18 protein-coding genes are annotated in these 19253 nt (G+C 68.7%); 11 read left to right on the top strand and 7 right to left on the bottom strand.

Going from position 1 to position 19253, the window contains the following annotated elements:
- Nucleotides 1-98 precede the first annotated feature (98 nt).
- Genes ACX80U_RS18270 through ACX80U_RS18240 form a run of 7 tightly spaced genes read right to left on the bottom strand, consistent with a single transcriptional unit; the run spans nucleotide 99 to nucleotide 7302 of the window.
- Nucleotides 99-1229: a Gfo/Idh/MocA family protein gene (locus tag ACX80U_RS18270; protein WP_459269456.1), complete on the bottom strand. Its 1131-nt coding sequence runs from the start codon at nucleotides 1227-1229 to the stop codon at nucleotides 99-101.
- A complete protein-coding gene (locus ACX80U_RS18265; protein WP_459269455.1) occupies nucleotides 1214-1909 on the bottom strand; it encodes a ThuA domain-containing protein in 696 nt (231 codons plus the stop codon). Before ACX80U_RS18265 ends, ACX80U_RS18270 begins: the two co-directional genes overlap by 16 nt.
- Nucleotides 1906-2979, bottom strand: coding sequence for a sugar phosphate isomerase/epimerase family protein (locus tag ACX80U_RS18260; RefSeq protein WP_459269454.1), 1074 nt, complete (start codon nucleotides 2977-2979; stop codon nucleotides 1906-1908). The genes ACX80U_RS18265 and ACX80U_RS18260 overlap by 4 nt, the downstream gene beginning before the upstream one ends.
- On the bottom strand, nucleotides 2972-4153 hold the full coding sequence (locus tag ACX80U_RS18255; RefSeq protein ID WP_459269453.1) for a Gfo/Idh/MocA family protein: 1182 nt from the start codon (nucleotides 4151-4153) through the stop codon (nucleotides 2972-2974). Before ACX80U_RS18255 ends, ACX80U_RS18260 begins: the two co-directional genes overlap by 8 nt.
- Before the next feature lie 22 nt (nucleotides 4154-4175).
- On the bottom strand, nucleotides 4176-5066 hold the full coding sequence (locus ACX80U_RS18250; protein WP_208739840.1) for a carbohydrate ABC transporter permease: 891 nt from the start codon (nucleotides 5064-5066) through the stop codon (nucleotides 4176-4178).
- A gap of 2 nt (nucleotides 5067-5068) precedes the next feature.
- Nucleotides 5069-5986 carry an ABC transporter permease subunit gene (locus ACX80U_RS18245; RefSeq protein ID WP_133079883.1) on the bottom strand — a complete coding sequence of 306 codons (918 nt, stop codon included), beginning with the start codon at nucleotides 5984-5986 and terminating at the stop codon, nucleotides 5069-5071.
- On the bottom strand, nucleotides 5983-7302 hold the full coding sequence (locus ACX80U_RS18240; RefSeq protein ID WP_133079884.1) for an extracellular solute-binding protein: 1320 nt from the start codon (nucleotides 7300-7302) through the stop codon (nucleotides 5983-5985). The genes ACX80U_RS18245 and ACX80U_RS18240 overlap by 4 nt, the downstream gene beginning before the upstream one ends.
- Before the next feature lie 277 nt (nucleotides 7303-7579).
- Here ACX80U_RS18240 and ACX80U_RS18235 point away from each other — a divergent pair, with 277 nt between their 5' ends.
- From ACX80U_RS18235 to ACX80U_RS18185, 11 genes are all read left to right on the top strand, one after another.
- Nucleotides 7580-8611 (top strand): LacI family DNA-binding transcriptional regulator, encoded by a 1032-nt coding sequence (locus ACX80U_RS18235; RefSeq protein WP_459269452.1) that lies wholly within the window; start codon nucleotides 7580-7582, stop codon nucleotides 8609-8611.
- 101 nt (nucleotides 8612-8712) lie between these two features.
- Nucleotides 8713-10455, top strand: a complete 1743-nt coding sequence (locus tag ACX80U_RS18230) for a dihydroxyacetone kinase family protein (protein WP_459269451.1) — start codon at nucleotides 8713-8715, stop codon at nucleotides 10453-10455.
- An 8-nt stretch (nucleotides 10456-10463) separates the two neighbouring features.
- Nucleotides 10464-10919, top strand: coding sequence for a ribose-5-phosphate isomerase (locus ACX80U_RS18225; RefSeq protein ID WP_133079887.1), 456 nt, complete (start codon nucleotides 10464-10466; stop codon nucleotides 10917-10919).
- Nucleotides 10920-10926: 7 nt separating this feature from the next.
- A complete protein-coding gene (locus tag ACX80U_RS18220; RefSeq protein WP_459269450.1) occupies nucleotides 10927-11715 on the top strand; it encodes a triose-phosphate isomerase family protein in 789 nt (262 codons plus the stop codon).
- Entirely contained in the window at nucleotides 11696-12412 is a 717-nt protein-coding gene (locus ACX80U_RS18215) for a GntR family transcriptional regulator (protein ID WP_459269449.1), read from the top strand. The genes ACX80U_RS18220 and ACX80U_RS18215 overlap by 20 nt, the downstream gene beginning before the upstream one ends.
- A 103-nt stretch (nucleotides 12413-12515) precedes the next feature.
- Nucleotides 12516-13460: a TIM barrel protein gene (locus tag ACX80U_RS18210; protein ID WP_133079891.1), complete on the top strand. Its 945-nt coding sequence runs from the start codon at nucleotides 12516-12518 to the stop codon at nucleotides 13458-13460.
- Nucleotides 13457-14410 carry a 3-hydroxyacyl-CoA dehydrogenase family protein gene (locus ACX80U_RS18205; RefSeq protein ID WP_459269448.1) on the top strand — a complete coding sequence of 318 codons (954 nt, stop codon included), beginning with the start codon at nucleotides 13457-13459 and terminating at the stop codon, nucleotides 14408-14410. The genes ACX80U_RS18210 and ACX80U_RS18205 overlap by 4 nt, the downstream gene beginning before the upstream one ends.
- A gap of 18 nt (nucleotides 14411-14428) precedes the next feature.
- Complete coding sequence (locus ACX80U_RS18200; protein ID WP_133079893.1) at nucleotides 14429-15199, top strand: SDR family NAD(P)-dependent oxidoreductase; 771 nt, start codon at nucleotides 14429-14431, stop codon at nucleotides 15197-15199.
- A 142-nt stretch (nucleotides 15200-15341) separates the two neighbouring features.
- Complete coding sequence (locus ACX80U_RS18195; RefSeq protein ID WP_133079894.1) at nucleotides 15342-16721, top strand: MFS transporter; 1380 nt, start codon at nucleotides 15342-15344, stop codon at nucleotides 16719-16721.
- Nucleotides 16722-16822: 101 nt separating this feature from the next.
- On the top strand, nucleotides 16823-18301 hold the full coding sequence (locus tag ACX80U_RS18190) for a four-carbon acid sugar kinase family protein (RefSeq protein WP_459269447.1): 1479 nt from the start codon (nucleotides 16823-16825) through the stop codon (nucleotides 18299-18301).
- A gap of 42 nt (nucleotides 18302-18343) precedes the next feature.
- Entirely contained in the window at nucleotides 18344-19240 is an 897-nt protein-coding gene (locus ACX80U_RS18185; protein ID WP_459269446.1) for an NAD(P)-dependent oxidoreductase, read from the top strand.
- The last annotated feature ends 13 nt before the right edge of the window (nucleotides 19241-19253 follow it).

Below are 19253 nucleotides of genomic sequence, written 5' to 3'. Positions count from 1 at the left end.
CCCCCCCCCCCCCCCCCCCCCCCCCCCCCCCCCCCCCCCCCCCCCCCCCCCCCCCCCCCCCCCCCCCCCCCGCTCCGGTCTTTTCCGCCGTCGGTCCGTCAGCGGGATGTGGCCGATGCCAGATCGGACAGTGATGTCAGGGGGACCTCCCTGGGCCGTTCCACGGTGCTGCGGACGCGGACGGCGATCCCGTCCGCAGCCGACTGCAGGAGGGATTCCATGACGTCGAGGACGTGGTAGGCCAGTTCCCCGTTGGCCCGGTGCTGCTCACCCGGCGGGGTGAGGGCCATGTCCGCGAGACCGTACCCGCGGCCGGCTCCGATATAGCCTGCACTGGCGGGGAGGACCTCCCACCCGATCTCCCTGTCGTTGCCCCTGTTCTCCAGGGCGCAGACGGACACCTCCCCGTCGAAGTAGTTGGGGTCGGGGACCGTCATGCTGGCCCGTTCCCCGTGGATCTCGATGTTGGAGGATCGCGTCTGTACGGCGTCGAAACTCATGACCAGGGTGGAGAGGGCGCCCGACTCGTGCACGAGCACACCGGTGACGTGCGTGTCGATCGTCACCGGCACCGTCTGGCCCGCCCGTGGTCCGCCGCCGATGGTCCGTTGTTCCCGCGTGTGGCTGGCCGCTCCGATGACGGACGTGACCGGCCCCAGCAGGGTGACCAGCGCCGTGACGTAGTACGGGCCCATGTCCAGCAGCGGCCCGCCACCGGGCACGTAGTAGAAGTCCGGGTTGGGGTGCCAGCGTTCGTGGCCGGGCGTGACCATGGTCGCGGTGGCCGAGATGGGCCGGCCGATCAGGCCGTCGTCGATCGCATGGCGAGCGGTCTGGATGCCCGTCCCGAGCACCGTGTCGGGAGCGCACCCCACCCGGACCCCGGCGGCCTCCGCGAGGGCGAGCACCTCCCGGGCCTCGGTCGTGTTCGCCGCCAGCGGTTTCTCGCCGTAGACGTTCTTGCCGGCCGCGATCGCCCGAGCCGCCACCTCCGCGTGGGCGGCAGGGATCGTGAGGTTCAGGACGGTGTCGATCCCGGGGTCGGCCAGGAGCTCGTCCACGGTCAGGGCCCGCACTCCCTCCTGCGAGTCCGCCACGGCCTGCGCCCGGCCCGGGTCCAGGTCCGCCACGGCCTTCAGGTTCACCGATCCCAGCGACGGCAGGGTCTTCAGGTACTGGGCCACGATCGCTCCGCAGCCGATGATTCCGACGTTCAACGGCTCGCCCACAGCAAACCCCTTTCGATGATGGTCCGGACGTTGGGATCGTCGAGAATCTCCACGCGGTGTCCGGGGGTGGCGACGAAGATACGGCCCTCGCCCCACTGGCGGGTCCAGATGGCGGGGGACGTGACGGGACGGTTCCAGGGGTCCCATGCGCGGACGGCCTGGGTCGTCGTCGCGAGCACGTCGATGTAGTCGTCCGCGAGCACCCAGTACTGCTCGGTCACGAGGTCGAAGTCCCCGATGCCGCGGGTGATCGGATGATCCGCGGCGGCCGGGAGCATGGTCACCCGGTACGGCACGTAGTTGTCGGACTGCTCGCCGGTCCTCTCGTCCGGGTGCTTGCCGGGATGGCAGGCGAACTGACCGCCGATGAGGTGGAGGTAGTCGGATTCGTTGCGGTACGAGTCCGCGATCCCGCCGTGCCAGCCCGCGAGTCCGGTCCCGGCCTCGACGGCCGCCCGGAGCCCGGCGAACTCGTCCTTCTCGATGGTGTTCATCGTGTTGCACTGCAGGATCAGGCTGACGGTCGACATGTAGTCGGCATCGGCGTAGATCTTCGGTGACTCCTCGATGCGGACGGTGTAGCCGTGCTCGCGGAGGAACGGGAGAAAACGGTCCGTGGCTTCGACGGGCTGGTGCCCGTCCCAGCCGCCGCGGACGACGAGTGCTTCCTTGCTGGTCATGATGCCTCTTTCGTGGTCGTGGATCGGCTGTCGCGCCCGCGGGCGGAGAAGGCTGCATCGAACGAGGCCCCCGAGGGGGCTATGGTGGCCAGCTGCCGCACGAGGGCGAGGGCCTCCGGCGCGCCGATGAGGCGATCCATTCCGGCGTCCTCCCATTCGATACTGGTGGGTCCCTGGTAGCCGATCGCGTTGAGCATGCGGAAGATCGGTTTCCAGGGCACGTCCCCGTGCCCGGCGGTGACGAAGTCCCAGCCCCGCCGCGGGTCCCCCCACGGCAGGTGTGAGCCGAGGCGTCCGTTGCGTCCGTTCAGCTGCCGGACGGATTCCTTCACGTGGACGTGGAAGATGTGCGGCGCGAAGTCCTGCAGGAACATCACGGGGTCGAGGTCCTGCCAGACGAAGTGCGAGGGGTCGAAGTTGAGCCCGAAGCCGGGCCGGTTCCTCATGACCTCCAGCGTGCGCCGGGTCGTCCAGTAGTCGTAGGCGATCTCGGACGGATGCACCTCGAGCGCGAAGCGGATCCCCTCGGCGTCGAACACGTCCATGATCGGGTTCCAGCGAGCCGCGAAGTCCTCGTAGCCACGCTCGATCATCCGTTCGGAGGCGGGAGGGAACATCGCGACGTACTTCCAGATGGAGGATCCGGTGAACCCGGTGACTACCGACGCCCCGAGCCGGGCTGCGGCCCGGGCGCTGTCCTTGACGACCTCGGCGGACCGCCGGCGGACTCCCTCGGGATCGCCGTCCCCCCAGACCTCGGGGGTGAGGATGTCCTGGTGGCGCTCGTCGATCGGGTCGTCGCCGACGGCCTGCCCGGTCAGGTGGATGGCGATCGCGTGGACGGCGAGGTTGTTCTCCTCGAGGATCCGGAGGCGGTCCTGGACGTAGTCGTCGTCCTGCGCGGCCCGCACCGGGTCCAGGTGGTCTCCCCAGCAGGCGATCTCGAGGCCGTCGAAGCCCCACTCACCGGCCATCCTCGCCACGTCCTCGAACGGCAGGTCGGCCCATTGGCCGGTGAACAGGGTCACCGGGCGCGGGGTGGCAGCTCCGGTCGCGAAGGCCTCAGACATGCTGCCACCCCGAGTCGCTCGCGGCGGACTTCTCGATGGCGTGCAGGACCTTCTGGACCCGCAGTGCCTCGTCGAAGGACGGTGACGGTGTGGTGCCGTCGGCAATGGCCTGCACGAGATCCACGACCTGGTGCGTGAAGCCGTGCTCGTAGCCGAGGCCGTGCCCGGCCGGCCACCAGTTGCCCGTGTAGGGGTGCACGGAATCGGTGACGTTGATCGTGCTGAACCCCGCGGTCTCGGGAGGCTGCGTCGCGTCGTAGAACTCCAGGGAGTTCATGTTCTCGAAGTCGAAGGCGAGCGAGCCGAGGCTCCCGTTGACCTCCAGGCGCATGTTGTTCTTCCTGCCGGTCGCGAAGCGGGTGGCTTCGAAGACGCCGATCGCTCCTGACTCGAAGCGTGCACTGAAGATCGCGGCGTCGTCCACCGTCACCGTGCCGGTCGCCCCGTCACTGGAACCCTGGCCGCCGAGACCCACCAGGGTCCCGCCGAGGGGACGTTCGTGGACGAAGGTGGTGAGGAGGCCGGAGACTCCCGTGATGGGCAAACCGGTCACGTACTGCGCGGCATCGATGCTGTGCGCTCCGATGTCCCCGAGGGAACCCGACCCCGACCTGCTCTTGTCCAGGCGCCAGGTCATCGGTGCGGTCTCGTCCGTCAGCCAGTCCTGGAGGTACTGCGCCCGGACGTGCCGGATCGTCCCGAGCCTCCCCTGGTCGACGAGCCGCCGGGCCAGGGTCAGGGCGGGCGTGCGGCGGTAGGAGAACCCGCACATCGCGAAGACCCCCTTCGCCTCGGCGGCCCGGGCCGCCGCCGCCATGCGTTCGGCCTCCTCCACCGAGTTCGCGAGCGGCTTCTCGCAGAGCACGTGCTTGCCCGCTTCGAGTGCTGCGATGGCGATCTCGGCGTGGGTGTCCCCGGGGGTGCAGATGTCGATGAGGTCGACGTCGTCACGCTCCACCAGGGCCCGCCAGTCGGTCTCGGTCTCCCGCCAGCCGAACCTGCCGGCCGCCGCCTTCACGGCGGCCGGGTCGCGGCCGGCGAGGACGGCGAGTTCGGGCTGGAGCGGGAGGTCGAAGAAGCGCGGGGCGGTGCGCCAGGCATGGGAGTGCATCGCTCCCATGAAGGCGTAGCCGACCATCCCGACCCGCAGGGCCGATTGCTGTGGAGAAGTCATCAGGCTGGCGATTCCTTTCGGTCTATTTGTTGAACCCGGCGGTCAGTCCGCTGACGAGCTGGCGGCGGGCCAGCACGTAGAGGACCACCAGCGGGAGGGTGGAGAGCACGACGGCGGCGAGGACCGCCGGTATGTTCACGCTGAACTCGTCCTGGAACGCCCAGAGCGAGAGCGGCAGGACCCGCTTGTCGGGACTCTGCGTGAGGATCAGCGGGAAGAGGAACCCGTTCCAGACGTGCAGTGCGTTGTAGATGGCGATCGTGACCACCGCCGGGCGGACCAGCGGCAGGGCGAGGCGCCACATCATGGTGAATTCCGAGCAGCCGTCCAGCCTCATGGATTCGAAGAGTTCCCGTGGGACGTCCCGGAGGAAGTTCGACAGGATCAGCACGGAGATGGGGATGGCGAAGGCGATCGACGGCAGGATCAGCGCCAGCAGTGTGTCATAGAGGTGCGCCTTGGTGATCATGAAGTAGATGGGGATGATGGTCGCCTGCAGCGGGATGGCGAGGCCCATCAGGAACAGCGTATGGGCGGACGTGATGATGCGCCCGCTTCCCCGCACCACCGCGTACGCCGCCATGAACGAGACGATCACGGCCGGGATGACACTTCCCAGCGTCACGATGACGCTGTTCACGAAGTACCGGACGAAGTCCGCCTCGAGGACCGTCCGGTAGTTCGCCAGGGTCGGGTCCGTGGGTGGCGCCAGCGGGTTCGAGCCGAAGAAGCCCGCCTGGTTCTTCAGGCTCGTGATGATCACGTAGTAGACGGGCAGGATGATCAGGGCGAGCCACACCCAGCCGCCGAGCCCCCCGAGGACGTTCGGACTGCTCCTGCCCACCCGCTTCCGCTGGGAGCGCTCGCCCGCCTGCTCATCGGCGCCCTGCGCCGTCTCGGTTGCCAGTGCCATGGCTACGCTCCTTCCAATTGGCTTGCACTGCGGCTGTTGCCGCCGAGCCGCTGCAATACGAGGGCGAGACCCAGCCCGATCACCACGAGGATCACGCCGAGGGCACTCGCTGCTCCCATGTCGTTGGCCCGGAAGCCGGTGAGGTACATGTGCAGCGGGAGGAGACGGGTCGCGTACCCCGGCCCGCCTGCCGTGAGGACGAAGATCAGGTCGAAGTACGCCAGGGATCCCAGGACCATGAGGGTGGACGAGGTGATGATCGTGTACTTCAGCTGGGGCAGGGTGATGTGGAAGAACTGCTGGATCCGGCCGGCCCCGTCGATCTGGGCCGCCTCGTAGAAGGACGCCGGGATCTGGCGGACGCCACCCTGGTAGATGAGCGTGTGGAAGGGGACGAACTGCCAGGCGATGACGAAGATGACCACGAACAGCACCAGGTCGGCACTGCCGAGCCAGTTCTGGGCGAGGATCGGCAGGCCCAGGCCCGGACCCATGCCGAAGTTGGGGTCCAGCAGGGCCTTGAACGCGATCGCCACCGCAGCCGACGAGAGCAGCAGCGGGACGAAGTACAGGACGGCCAGCACCGCCCGGTAGCGCTGGTTGCCCGCCGTGAACACGCCCAGGAGGAGGCTGATCGGGACCTGCACCAGGAGCGAGTAGACCATGATCTTCAGCGTGACGATCAGCGCGTTCAGGGTCACCGAGTCCGTGAGTGCGGTTCGCCAGCTCTCCAGTCCGGCCCAGGTGATCGCGCCCAGCCCGTTCCAGTTGGTGAAGCTGAGGAACACCACGCCGAGCAGGGGCAGGACGGCGAAGACCAGGAAGAAGGCCAGCGCCGGGACGACCATCCACGCCGAGGGGCCTTCCGCCCGGGCGCCCCGCACTCTCATGGCGGGCTTGGGCTTCAGCAGCGTGCTCATTTGCCCAGGGTGGCGTTCATGTTCTCGGCGAACTCCTCGGGGGTGATCTCACCGATGAAGATCTGGTCGAGGTTCGCGAGCATGGCGTCGCCCTGGGCGGGGCTCAGCGCCTGGTCCCAGGAGAGCTGGAAGCTCGGTGCGTCCTGCGCCAGTCCGTAGACGAACTCCACGAAGTCCTTGTCCTCGGAGGCTGCGAGCTGGTCCTCGATGCCGTTGACGGCGGGAACCGCGCCCGAGTCGATCATGGCCTGCGTGTACTCCTCGCTGAACAGGCCGTCCTTGAGGTAGTTCAGTGCGGATTCCTTCTGCTGCTCGGAGGCCGTGGAGGAGACGGACCACATGTTCGCGGGGTTGCCGACCACGTTCGCGGGGTCGCCCGCACCGCCCTCGACCTCGGGGAACGGCACGAATCCGACCTCTCCCGACTCGACGAACTCCGGGGCGTCGTTCTTCAGGTTCTGGTAGACCCACCCGCCGTGGAGCATCATCGCCGCCTTATCGGTGTACAGGAGGGCGCTGTCGGCTCCCGCGTCGGCCGCGATCGAGGAGAAGCCGTTGATGAACCCGCCCGCGTCGACCAGCTCCTGGATCTTCGTGAGGGCCTCGATCACCGCGGGATCGGACCAGGCGTCCTCCTCCCCGTCCAGGATCGCCTGGAAGACCTCGGGTCCGCCGATGCGGTCGACGAGGTAGGACAGCCACATCAGGTTCGGCCACTTCGACTGGCCCGCCAGGGCGAAGGGCGCGATCCCCGCGTCGTTGAACTCCGGTACCAGCGCCATCAGGTCGTCCCAGGTCTCGGGGGGCTCGACGCCCATGTCCTCGAAGACCTGCTTGTTGTAGTAGAGGACGACCGGCTGCATGTTGTTGTTCGGGAGGGCATAGGTCTTGCCGTCGATCACGCCGTTCTCGAGGACGGAGGGGATGTAGCGCTCCTTTACCTCGGGGTTGTCGGCGAGGAACTGGTCCAGGTCGCCGACATGGCCGGCATCGACATAGGACTTCAGTACTCCACCGCCCCACCCGTAGATGAAGGTGGGTCCCTCGCCCGCGCCCACCGCGGTGCGCACCTTGGTCTTGTAGGCGTCGTTCGCGAAGAATTCCTGGTTGATCTTGTCGTCCGCGTTGGCCTTGTTCCAGTCCTCGACGGAGGAGCGGAAGATGTTCTCGCTGCTGCCGGTCAGCGCCCACATGGTGGGGGAATCGGAATCGGCGGCAGGGTCGGCGGGTCCGCTGGATCCGCAGGCGGCCAGGCCGAGGGCGAGGGTGATGGCGGAGGCCGCCGAGATGAGGGAGGTGGTTGTTCGCATTTTCATCAGTTCTTCCGTAGTCGACTCAGCTCGAGGCAGGGGGCCGGCTGAGATGGGCAGGTCAACTCCGCGGGTATGCGGTCGCTGACCGCCACGCTGCGGAAGAGATTTCGAAATGTTTTCGATAACAACAAACTAACAAGGGGAAAGTTACCTGCATCACAGCGGGCGGTCAATACCCCTGCTTCCTCCCTCTTCTGCTGGGAATGTTGCCCTGCGAGACGGGACCCGTCAGACTCGTGCAGGAGGGGGCCGGATGTGCTCCGGGAAGGATTTCGAAACATTGTCGGAAATTGGAGTTCGCACCAGGGCCACCCTGGCGTCCGTCGCCGCCCTCGCCGGAGTCTCGACTCCGACGGTGTCCAAGGTGATCAACGGGCGGGAGGACGTCGCCCCGGCCACCCGGAAGCGCGTGCTGGCGGCACTGCGGTCGTCCGAGTACCAGCCACCCGGGCAGCGGCTCGCCCTCGCACCCCCGGCCTCCACCCTGATCGACGTCGCCGTGGACAGCGTGACGACGGCGTACTACGCGGAGGTGATGGACGGGATCCTCGAGTGCGCGGAGGCGCAGGGAGCGGAGATCGTCCTCTCGAAGACGGGGCTCACGCACCTCACGGCCGGCGAGCGGGCCGAGAAGATGCAGGCGTCGGGCCGCCGCGGCCTCCTCCTCGTCACCTCGCGCTGGTCTCCGCGTGAGATCAAGGACGTGAGGAAGCGCGGCATCGCCGTGGTGGTGATCGACCCCATCAATCCACCCGGGCCCGGCGTGGCGAGCGTCGGCGCCACCAACTGGTCCGGGGGGAAAGCTGCCACGGAACACCTGCTCGGCCTCGGGCACACGCGCATCGCGTTCATCGGCGGGCACTCGAGCGCGGAATGCAGCCAGGACCGCGAGCACGGGTACGTGGCCGCCCTCCTCGAGCGGGGTATCCCGATCTCGGAGGAGTACGTCCTGGCGGGCGCCTTCGATCCGGAGACGGGGCGCCAGGCCCTGGCCCGGTTCCTCGCCATGGACAACCCGCCCTCCGCCATCTTCGCGGCCTCCGACAGTATCGCGCTGGGAGTGCTGGCCGAGGCGCACTCGCTGGGCATGACGGTCCCCGACGAACTGAGCGTGGTCGGCTTCGACGGGACCTACATCAGCGAGCAGTCCTCACCGCAGCTCACCACCGTCGCGCAGCCGCTACGGGACATGGGCCGCGCCGCGGTACGTGCGCTCCTCCGGGAGATAAGCGGGGAGGCGCCCGATGCCACCCGTATGGAACTGGCCACACACCTGATCGTGCGATCCTCGACGGCACCGCTCCGGCCCTGACGCCTCGCCGACCGCCGCCGCACCGGCCACGGAAGCGGTCTGGAACGGGTGCCGATTCTCCGGTTATCCTATAGAATCTACGAAACTCAGAAGGGATCGCAATGACGCGTCTGTTCAACGAACCGGAGAACTTCGTCGACGAGATGATGGACGGCTTCGCCGCCGCCGCCTCGCGCTGGGTCCAGCAGATCCCGGGGGGCGTGGTGCGTGTCGGACGACCGGCGGAACCGACGGTCTCCCTGGTCATCGGGGGCGGCAGCGGACACTACCCCGCCTTCGGCGGCCTCGTGGGCCCGGGCCTGGCGCACGGGGCGGTGATGGGCAACCTCTTCGCCTCACCGTCGGCCCACCAGGTACGCACCGTCGCCCGGACGGCCGACCAGGGGCGCGGGGTCCTCCTGTCCTACGGGAACTACGCGGGTGACGTCCTGCACTTCGACGAGGCACAGGCCGAACTGCGTGAGGCGGGGATGGACGTCCGGACGGTGACCGTGACCGACGACATCATCAGCGCGCCCCGGGGCGAGGAACACAAGCGCCGCGGGATCGCCGGCGACCTCACGGTGTTCAAGGTCGCGGGTGCAGCCTGCGAGGTGGGCTACGACCTCGACGGCGTCGAGCGTGTCGCACGGCGCGCCAATGACAGGACGCGCTCCCTCGGCGTCGCCTTCGGCGGCTGCACCCTCCCCGGCGCCGATGCGCCGCTCTTCGAAGTCCCTGCAGGACGCATGGCCGTCGGTCTGGGCATCCACGGGGAGCCCGGCATCGACGAGGTCGACATCCCGACGGCGGCGGGCCTCGCCGAACTGTTCGTCAGCAGTCTCCTCGAGGAGGTGCCGGACGGCGTCGACCTGGCGGGCGCGCGCGTCGTGCCCCTGCTGAACGGCCTCGGGAGCGTCAAGTACGAGGAACTCTTCGTCGTCTACCGCACCGTGCACGCACTCCTCGCTGAGCGGGGTATCAGCATCGTCGATCCCGAGGTCGGCGAGCTGTGCACCAGCTTCGACATGGCCGGCTGCTCCCTCACCCTGCTGTGGCTCGACGAGGAGCTCGAACGTCTCTGGACGGCGCCGGCGGACACCCCCGGCTTCCGGCGCGGACAGGTGGGCGACCAGCAGCGCTTCGACGCGGTGGTGAAGGACGACGCCGAGGAGGTCATCGGAAGCTCCACGGCCGAGTCCCGCGCCTGCGCGGCGACCATCGTCACGGCCCTCGAGGCGCTCGCACGCACGGTGGACGAGCACGCCGACGAACTCGGCCGCCTCGACCAAGTGGCGGGCGACGGCGACCACGGGATCGGCATGCAGCGCGGCGCCCATGCCGGCCGGGACGCGGCTCGAGCCGCCGTCGAGCAGGGTGCCGGCGCCGAGACGGCCCTGCGTCACGCGGCCAACGCCTGGAGCGACCGCGCCGGTGGCACCTCGGGTGCCATCTGGGCGACGATGCTCAAGGCGCTCGGAACCGTGGTCGGCGACGACGCGCGCCCCACCCCGAAGGACCTCGCACGCGGGATCTCCGCGGCCAGGGACGCCGTGATGGCCTTCGGAAAGGCGAAGGTCGGCGACAAGACCATGGTCGACGCCGTCGTCCCCTTCTCCGATGAACTCTCGACACGGGTGGGCGACGGATCCGGGCTCGCCGAGGCGTGGGCGGGAGCAGCCGCCGCGGCCACGGCAGCGGCGGAGGCCACGGCGTCGATGCGCGCCACCCTGGGGCGCGCGCGGTCCCACGGCGAGAAGTCCGTCGGGACGCCGGACCCCGGCGCGGTGTCCTTCGCGCTGATCTGCACCACCGTCTCGGATGTCATCCGTAACGCACCGGGCGCCCGCCCGGACGACCACTAGGAGGAAACATGGCACTCAGGCTGATCGTCGGCTGCGACGACGCGGGATACCAGTACAAGGAGATCCTCAAGCGGGATCTCGAACAGAACGACCTCGTCGAGTCGGTGGTCGACGTCGGCGTGGGCGAAGACGGGCACACGTCCTATCCGAAGATCGCGATCGAGGCCGCCGAGCGCGTCGCGCGGGGCGAGGCGGACCGGGCGCTGCTCATCTGCGGAACCGGCCTCGGCGTCGCCATCGCCGCGAACAAGGTGCAGGGCATCCGCGCCGCCACGGCCCACGATCCCCTGTCCGTGGAGCGGTCCGTCCTGTCCAACGACTGCCAGGTGCTCTGCATGGGCCAGCGCGTCATCGGCAGCGAACTCGCCCGCCGGCTCGTCCGGGAATGGCTGACCTACACGTTCGACACCTCGAGTGCGTCCCAGGCGAAGGTGGACGACATCTGCGCCTACGAGGGCGTGTAGCGCACCCATGCCGAGGTTCACCATCGGCTCGAGCCTCAAGATGTACTTCGGCCATCGGCGCCAGCTCGAGTGGACGCGCCGGGTGGCCGAGATCGCCTCGACCCATCCGGCGGTCCAGCAGGGCGTGGTGGAGCCCTTCGTCATCCCGACGTTCCCGTCCATCCCCGCCGTGCGGGACCTCGCCGTGCCCGGGGGGCTGCTCGTGGGAGCGCAGGACGTGCATTGGGAGGATGCCGGCGCCTACACCGGCGAGGTGTCGGCGGCCGAACTGGCGGAGATCGGCGTCCGGCTGGTGGAGATCAACCACGCGGAGCGGCGGTCGATGTTCGGCGAGACGGACTCCACCGCGGCCCGGAAGGTCCTGGCGAGCCTCCGCCACGGCGTCGTGCCGGTCCTCTGCATCGGCGAGGAGGAACAGGGCGAGCACTCCTCGGCGATCCGGGCGTGCGTGCAACAGCTCGAGGCGTGCCTCGCGGCCGCGCGCCGCGACGGAATCGGCGGGCAGGTGATCGTGGCCTACGAGCCCGTCTGGGCGATCGGCAAGTCCGATCCGGCACCCGACACCCACATACGGGCCGTCACCGGCGCCCTCCGTGCACACCTGCGCGACGACGGACTGGTGCAGGAGCCACGGGTGATCTACGGCGGCAGTGCCGGCCCCGGGCTGCTGGGGCGCATCGCTCCCGATGTCGACGGCATGTTCCTCGGCCGATTCGCCCATGATCCGGCCGCGTTCGCGGATATCCTGGACGAGGCATGGGAGATTGGGTTCGGTGATGACAGCAGCGCACTCTGACCAACCGGCTCCGGACATCGACCGGCGCGGCCTGCGGGACCGCGTGTACGACCGGATCCTGGACATCCTCCTGTCGAGCGAGATGGAACCGGGGGCGAGACTGTCGATCGACACCGTCGCCAAGCAGCTCAAGGTCTCGCCGACGCCCGTCAGGGAGGCCATGGTCCAGCTCGAACGCACCGGACTCGTGACCCGGGAGGCGCTCAAGGGGTACCGCGTCGCTCCTCCCCTCGGCCCCGAGCAGCTCGACGAGCTGTTCGAGGCGCGGATCATGCTCGAGGTCGAGGCCGCCCGGCTCGCAGCACCACGTGCTGCCTCCTTCCTGCCCGCCCTGCGCCAGGCACACGAGCACCACCACGAGATGGGTGAGCGGGTCACCGCTGCGATGCTGAGGGGTGACGTCCCGATCCGGACCATCCACGACTATTTCGACGCCGACAACGCCTTCCACCTGGTCGTCCTCGACGCCGCGGGCAACCGCTACGTCCAGGACATGTACGCCAACCTGGGAGCGCTGACCCACCGGATGCGGCAGGCCGTCATCAGGGGGACGAGCGATGTCTCCGAAGCGGCCGCGGAGCACGCTGCAATCCTGGACGCCTTCGCTTCTGGAGACGCCGAAGCACCCGTCCGGGCCCTGCGGGCCCACATCGAGGGCGTCCGCGCCCGCTCCCTGAGCGACTCGCCCCCGAGCTGAAGCGCCTGTTCCGAAAAGCCTTGCAGAGCCAGGAACCTGCGTCTATATTTCCTATAGGATCTTTCCTCTTTCCCGGTATCCCCGATTGCAATGGAGCAATAAGATGTCTCTGCACCCCGCCTTCTCGGCGCAGGACTGGCCGATCGCCACCTGCCTGCACGGCATTCCCACGGTGAGCAAGGAGGGTGTCGCACTCCACGACGCCGCCCCCGAGGCCTGGGACGACATGTTCAGCCAGGTGGAGCACGTCGGATTCTCGCTGGCCGAGCTCGCCGACAGCCACGTCCGGCCGGCCGACCTCGAACCGTCCCGGCGCGACGAGTTCCTGTCCATCGCCGCCTCGCACGGCGTCCGGATCCCGTCGGTCCACCTGCAGCGGCAGAGCGTGATCATGCCGGGCCACGAGGAGCGCAATCTCGCCTACGCCCACCGGACGATCGACGCGGCGGCCGAGTGGGGCATGGAGGTCTTCTCCACCGGACTCCACCAGCCCTTCAGCGAGGCGCAGCGGCGCGCGCTGTGGTTCTGGACGGCGCAGGGGCCGAAGGACCCGGATGATCCGGAGGTATGGCAGGCGGCGGTCACCCGGCTGCGGGAACTCGGCCGGCATGCGGCCGACGTCGGACTGAAGATGTCCCTGGAGCTGTACGAGGACACGTACCTCGGCACCGGTGACAGCGCCGTGCGGCTCGTCGAGGAGATCGGCCTCGACAACGTGGGGATCAATCCCGACATCGCCAACCTCATCCGCCTGCACCGCCCCGTGGAGGACTGGCGCGAACTCCACGCGAAGCTCCTCCCCTATGCCAACTACTGGCACGTGAAGAACTACACGCGGGACGAGGCAGCCGACGGCTCATGGGCGACGAGCGTCCCCAGCTCGATGGAGGCCGGGCTGATCAACTACCGCCAGGTGATCCGCGACGCCATCGAGCTCGGCTTCGACGGCATCTTCCTGTGTGAACACTACGGCGGGGACAGCCTCGGCAACTGCGCCACCAACCAGACCTACATCCGCTCACTCCTGCCTGGGAAGAAGGACGCATGACATCGAAGAGAATCGCCGTCGTCGGATCGGGCTACATGGGCGGCGGCATCGCCCAGGTCCTCGCCCTGGCCGGGCACACCGTCCGCATCGCGGACGTGAGCGCCGAGATCGCGGAATCCAACCTCAAGCGCCTGTTGACCGAGGCGGAGCAGTTCGCCGCCGACGGCCTCTTCCCCGCGGATGCCCGCGAACGCATCGAGGCGAACGTCTCGGCCGCCGACTCGATCGAGGACGCGGTGTCCGACGCCGAATTCATCGAGGAGGCCGTGCCGGAGCGCATCGAGATCAAGCACGAGACACTCCGGCGGATCTCCGCGGCGGCCCGACCCGATGCCATCATCGGCTCGAACACCTCCACCATCCTGATCGCGGCCCTCGCGGAGGCGGTGGAGCATCCGGAGCGGTTCCTTGGCGTCCACTTCTCGAACCCCGCACCCTTCATCCCCGGCGTCGAACTCATCCCGCACCCGGACACGGACGACGCCGTCATCCCCGTGGTCGAGGAGATCGTCGCCTCCACCGGCAAGGAGACGGCGCGGGTGAAGGATGCCACCGGCTTCGTGCTGAACAGGCTCCAGTACGCGCTGTTCCACGAGGCCACGCAGATCGTCGAGGAGGGCATCGCGACCCCGGACGACATCGACACGATCGTCCGCACGACCTTCGGCTTCCGGCTCCCCGTCTTCGGTCCCTTCGCCATCGCGGACATGGCCGGACTCGACGTGTACTCGTTCTGCTACGCGTCGCTCCAGACGCGCTGGCCCGAGCGTTTCGCGACACCGGATTCCCTGAAGGAACTCGTCGACGCCGGTAAGTTCGGCACCAAGACCGGCGCCGGCTACCTCGACGTCCCGGCCGAACGCACCGCCGAGCTGATCGCCTACCGCAACAGGGCGTACGTGGCCATCAAGAAACTCATGGACGAACTCGGTCCTGCACCCATCCACTGATCGCAAGGAGATCCTCCCGTGGCATCAGCATTTCCCGACTCCAGGTCGGTCATCCTCACCGGCGCAGCCTCACCGCGCGGTATCGGTCGCGCGTCCGCGCACCACCTCGCCGGGCTCGGCTGGAACATCGGCATCATCGACCTCGACGACGGGGCGGCCACGGCGGTCGCCCGCGAGATCGCCGAGGAGCACGGCGTCACGGCCGCCGGTGCCGGAGCGAATGTGGCGGACGAATCCGAGGTGCGGGCAGCCTTCGACAGCCTCGAGGCCGCCCTCCCGCAGGTCGTCGCCCTGGTGAACCTCGCCGGCGTCTCCAGCCCCGTGCCGTACCTCGAGGTCACTCCCGAGGAGTGGAACCGCGTCATGGGCATCAACATGAACGGCGTCCACTACGCCACCCGGCGGGCCGTCGAGTCCATGGTCGGGCACGGCGTCGGGCGCGTGGTCAACCTGTCCTCGGTGTCCGCGCAGCGCGGTGGCGGGACGTTCTCCAAGACCGTCTACTCCGCGGCGAAGGCCGGCGTCATCGGTTTCACGCGCTCCGTGGCACGTGAACTGGGCGGGGCGGGCATCACCGTCAACGCCATCTCGCCCGGTCCCATCGACACGGACATCATGGGTGGCACGCTCACGGAGGAACGGAAGGCCGCCATGGCGGCCGACGGCGTCCTTCCGCGCATCGGCACCCCCCGGGACATCGCAGCAGCCATCGCCTACCTCATCAGCGAGGACGCCGGATTCGTGACGGGCCAGACCCTGAACGTCGACGGCGGACTCTACATGCACTGACATGGGCGACTGGTCGAAATCCCGCATCCTGTTCCTCGCCGTCGGCATCATCCTCGTCGGTATCGGGGCCTGGCTCATTTTCCCGTCACTCGTGGGCTGAGCCGCACACCACCACCACAACAACCGCACTAAGGAGAGTCCCATGTCCGCTACGGACGCGGTCAAAGACGACCTGGACAGCCCCGCGCTTGCCTCCGCCGTCAAGAAAGCTGCACGGCACCTGATGCCGATGCTCATCATCCTGTACTTCGTCGCGTTCCTGGACCGCACGAACGTGGGCTACGCCGAGGATGCCCTCGAGATGGACCGCGGCATCAGCGCCGGAGCGTTCGCCCTCGGTGCCGGCATCTTCTTCATCGGCTACGCGATCTTCGAGATCCCGTCCAACCTGCTGCTCAAGAAGTTCGGGGCACGCTGGTGGCTGGCCCGGATCGCGGTGACCTGGGGCATCGTCGCCGCGGCCTTCGCCTTCACGTCCGGCGACACCATGTTCATCATCCTGCGATTCCTGCTCGGCGTGACCGAGGCCGGGCTCTTCCCGGGCGTCATCATGTTCCTCTCGGAGTGGTTCCCCAACAAGGTCCGCGTCCAGATGTTCGCACTGTTCTACCTCGCACAGCCCTTCTCGCAGATGCTTGGCAATCCCATCTCGGGCGCGCTGATCTCCTTCGGGGACACCTACACCCCGTGGCGCGGCTGGCAGGTCATGTTCTTCACCGAGGGCATGATGGCCGTCATCGCCGGCATCGCCGCCATCTTCTTCCTGATCGACAGTCCGCAGAAGGCGAAGTGGCTGGACAAGGACGAGAAGCGCGCACTGCTCAGGGTCATGGAAGCGGAGGACGAGGTCCGCAGTACGGACGGGCCCTCCGGCATCATGCGGGCCATGGGCAACTGGAAGGTCTGGTACTTCACCGTCATCTACTTCTGCCTCCAGGTCGCGGTCTACGGCACCACGTTCTACCTCCCGCAGCAGGTCCGGCGCATCATCAGCCCGGACGCCGAGTTCTGGCAGATCGGCCTCATCTCGGCCATCCCCTGGTTCGTCGGCCTGTTCGTCTGCTACATCGTGGGCAAGAACGCCAACACCATCCGGCGTCGCCGCACGTGGGGCACCATGTTCTACACCTCGACCGGCCTGGCCACCATCGGTGCCGCCTTCGCCGGCGAGAACGGGATGCCCGTCCTGGCGATCGCCTTCCTCGTGGTCTCGGTCTCCAGCTTCCTGGCCTGCGGCCCCATCACCTGGTCCTATCCGACGGCGTTCCTCACCGGAACGGCAGCGGCAGCGGGCATCGGGCTGATCAACTCGCTGGGCAACCTCGGTGGGTTCGTGGCCCCGATCATGCGCACCGCGATCGATGAACGCTTCACGACCGAGACGGGGCTCTACGGCACCATCTCGGTAGGCGTCTTCGCCTTCCTGGCCGCGGTGATGTTCATCCTGACCCGCAACATGCGGTCCCGCTCGGATGCCCTGCTGGCAGCCGAGGAGAAGACGGCGGCAGCACCCGGCCACTGACGGGGCGACCACCGGTGGCGGTACGACGATCCTCCGCACCGCCACCGGCACGTCCCCCGACTGCCGCCCAGGCGTCCACCCACCGCATCACGGAGCGCTGCATGCCCACTGAAACGCACCTGCTGTCCGACTACCCGCCGGACGCGCCCATCTCCGCGGGAGAGGTGGCGGCAGCCGTCCGGTCCGCCGGGCGCCCGCCGCGGATCTTCGTCGTCCTCGACGACGACCCGACCGGGACGCAGTCCGTCGCGGACCTCCCCGTCCTGACCCGGTGGGAGACCGAGGACTTCTCCTGGGCCTTCCGTCAGGGGAAGCCGGCCGTGTACGTGCTTACGAACACCCGCAGCCTCGACGCACCGGAGGCGGCGGCCCGGAACGAGGAGATCGTCCGGAACGCCCTCGCCGCAGCGGCGGCGGAAGCCTCCGCCCTGCGACTCGGCTTCGTGAGCCGCGGCGACTCCACGCTCCGCGGACACTTCCCCCTCGAACCCGACACGATCGCCGCGACCGTCCTCGACGCCGCGGGCGAGTCCACCGACGGCGTCGTGATCGTCCCGGCTTTCCCGGACGCCGGACGGATCACGATCGGCGGCGTGCACTACGTTCGTGCGCCGGAACTCGGCGAGGACCAGCTCGTCCCCGTGTCCGACACGGAGTTCGCCCGTGACGCCACCTTCGGCTACCGGAACGCCTCCCTCGCGCAGTACGTCGAGGAGAAGACCGGCGGACGTGTCCCGGCGGCGTCCGTGATCGTCCTGGACCTCGGCATCATCCGCGCGGGCAGCACGGGTGGCGGCGCTCCCGCGTCGGCCCGTGCCATCGCGGATGCCGTCGCCGATGCGACCGGAGCGACACCGATCGTCGCCGACGTCGTGACCGAGAACGACCTCCGTGCCCTCGCGCTCGGTCTGGAGGAAGCCGAACGCCGCGGGAAGAAGCTCCTGTACCGTGTCGGGCCGCCCTTCATGCGGGCGCGGATCGGCCAGGAGATCCGCGCCGAACTCACCGGCTCCGAGGCCTATACCGGCAACGAGCCATCGACCGCCGGCGGGCTGATCGTGGTCGGCTCGCATGTGGGGGTCACCACCCGGCAACTCGGCATCCTGACCGAGCAGCACCAGCACGCGCACACCATCGAGATCGACGTCGAGCAACTCCTCGACGAGCGCGCGGCCTCCCACCTCGACGGGATCGTCGAGGACGTCGTCGACCGGCTCGCGCACGGTGACGTCATCCTCCACACGAGCAGACTGCTGGTACGGACCAGTGACGCCGCCGCCAGCCTCCGGATCGCCCGGACTGTCTCGGCCGCCGTCGTCACCGTCGTGAACCGCACCCTCGGACTGTTCCCGCCCCGCTTCGTGATCGCCAAGGGAGGGATCACCTCCTCGGACGTCGCCGCGCACGGCCTGCAGATCAGGCACGCCATGGTCCGGGGCCCGATGCTCCCGGGCATCGTGAGCCTGTGGGAGCCGGTGGACGGGCCCGCGAAGGGCATCCCGTTCGTCGTCTTCGCCGGCAACGTGGGGGACAATTCCTCCCTCGCCGACGTCACGAGGAAACTCAGCTCCACCTTCTGACACCTCCCCGCAGCTCCTACCCAGCATTGGACGGCGATCCCCATGAACGACAGCTACTCCGTCACAGTCCTCGGCCTCGGCGCCATGGGCCTGCCGATGGCCACCCGCCTCGCCACGGGCCTCACGGTCCACGGCTTCGATATCGCGGAGCCGAGGCTCGTGCTGGCGCGCGAGGCCGGGATCCGCACCTTCGCCTCGGCACAGGAGGCGGCGACGGGCACGGACGCGCTGCTCCTCGCGGTCCGCAACGGCGAACAGCTCGACGATGTCCTGTTCGGCGACCAAGGGGTGGCTCCCGTGCTGAGGGAGGGCGCCGTCGTCGTCCTCACCAGCACCGTCGGGACCGACGCGATCCCGGCCACCGTCGCACGCCTCGCGGACCACGGCGTCGCCCTGGTCGACGCACCCCTCTCCGGGGGGCCGAAGCGCGCCGGCGAGGGGGACCTCCTGATCGTGGTGGGGGCCGAACCCGTTGCCCTCGAGAAAGCCCGTCCGGTCCTGGACCTCCTGGCGTCCACCCTGACCGTGGTCGGGGACAACCCCGGGGACGGGCAGGCGCTCAAGACCGTCAACCAACTGCTGTGCGGCGTGCACATCGCGGCCGCGGCCGAAGCGATGGCCCTCGCCGACGCCCTGGGCCTGGACCCCGCCAAGACCCTCGCCGCCCTCCAGACCGGGGCGGCCGGATCCTTCATGCTCTCGAACCGCGGACCGCGGATGCTGGAGGCCTACTCGGAGGAGGGAGCGGAGGTACTCAGCCGCCTCGACATCTTCGTCAAGGACATGGGTATCGTCGGCAAGGCGACCCGTGCCGCGGGCCTCGCTTCTCCGGTCGCCTCGGCCGCGGAGCAGCTCTACCTGCTGGGACAGGCGCAGGGCCTCGCCGCAGAGGACGACTCGGCGGTGATCCGGGTGATCGCTCCCGCCAGGCGCCCCTGAGGAACTGCCCGCA

The sequence above is a fragment of the Arthrobacter sp. TmT3-37 genome (assembly GCF_054510835.1).
The sequence above is the reverse complement of the archived record's forward strand: the minus strand, read 5'-3'. Positions and strand labels throughout refer to the sequence as shown.

Bases quoted from the DNA above. Each gene is read 5' to 3' on its own strand.
- ACX80U_RS18215 (WP_459269449.1), top strand. From the start codon at position 11,696: ATGACAGCAGCGCACTCTGACCAACCGGCTCCGGACATCGACCGGCGC.
- ACX80U_RS18260 (WP_459269454.1), bottom strand. From the start codon at position 2,979: ATGTCTGAGGCCTTCGCGACCGGAGCTGCCACCCCGCGCCCGGTGACC.
- ACX80U_RS18190 (WP_459269447.1), top strand. From the start codon at position 16,823: ATGCCCACTGAAACGCACCTGCTGTCCGACTACCCGCCGGACGCGCCC.
- ACX80U_RS18220 (WP_459269450.1), top strand. From the start codon at position 10,927: ATGCCGAGGTTCACCATCGGCTCGAGCCTCAAGATGTACTTCGGCCAT.
- ACX80U_RS18240 (WP_133079884.1), bottom strand. From the start codon at position 7,302: ATGAAAATGCGAACAACCACCTCCCTCATCTCGGCGGCCTCCGCCATC.
- ACX80U_RS18225 (WP_133079887.1), top strand. From the start codon at position 10,464: ATGGCACTCAGGCTGATCGTCGGCTGCGACGACGCGGGATACCAGTAC.
- ACX80U_RS18255 (WP_459269453.1), bottom strand. From the start codon at position 4,153: ATGACTTCTCCACAGCAATCGGCCCTGCGGGTCGGGATGGTCGGCTAC.
- ACX80U_RS18245 (WP_133079883.1), bottom strand. From the start codon at position 5,986: ATGAGCACGCTGCTGAAGCCCAAGCCCGCCATGAGAGTGCGGGGCGCC.
- ACX80U_RS18210 (WP_133079891.1), top strand. From the start codon at position 12,516: ATGTCTCTGCACCCCGCCTTCTCGGCGCAGGACTGGCCGATCGCCACC.
- ACX80U_RS18250 (WP_208739840.1), bottom strand. From the start codon at position 5,066: ATGGCACTGGCAACCGAGACGGCGCAGGGCGCCGATGAGCAGGCGGGC.
- ACX80U_RS18265 (WP_459269455.1), bottom strand. From the start codon at position 1,909: ATGACCAGCAAGGAAGCACTCGTCGTCCGCGGCGGCTGGGACGGGCAC.
- ACX80U_RS18195 (WP_133079894.1), top strand. From the start codon at position 15,342: ATGTCCGCTACGGACGCGGTCAAAGACGACCTGGACAGCCCCGCGCTT.
- ACX80U_RS18230 (WP_459269451.1), top strand. From the start codon at position 8,713: ATGACGCGTCTGTTCAACGAACCGGAGAACTTCGTCGACGAGATGATG.
- ACX80U_RS18185 (WP_459269446.1), top strand. From the start codon at position 18,344: ATGAACGACAGCTACTCCGTCACAGTCCTCGGCCTCGGCGCCATGGGC.
- ACX80U_RS18205 (WP_459269448.1), top strand. From the start codon at position 13,457: ATGACATCGAAGAGAATCGCCGTCGTCGGATCGGGCTACATGGGCGGC.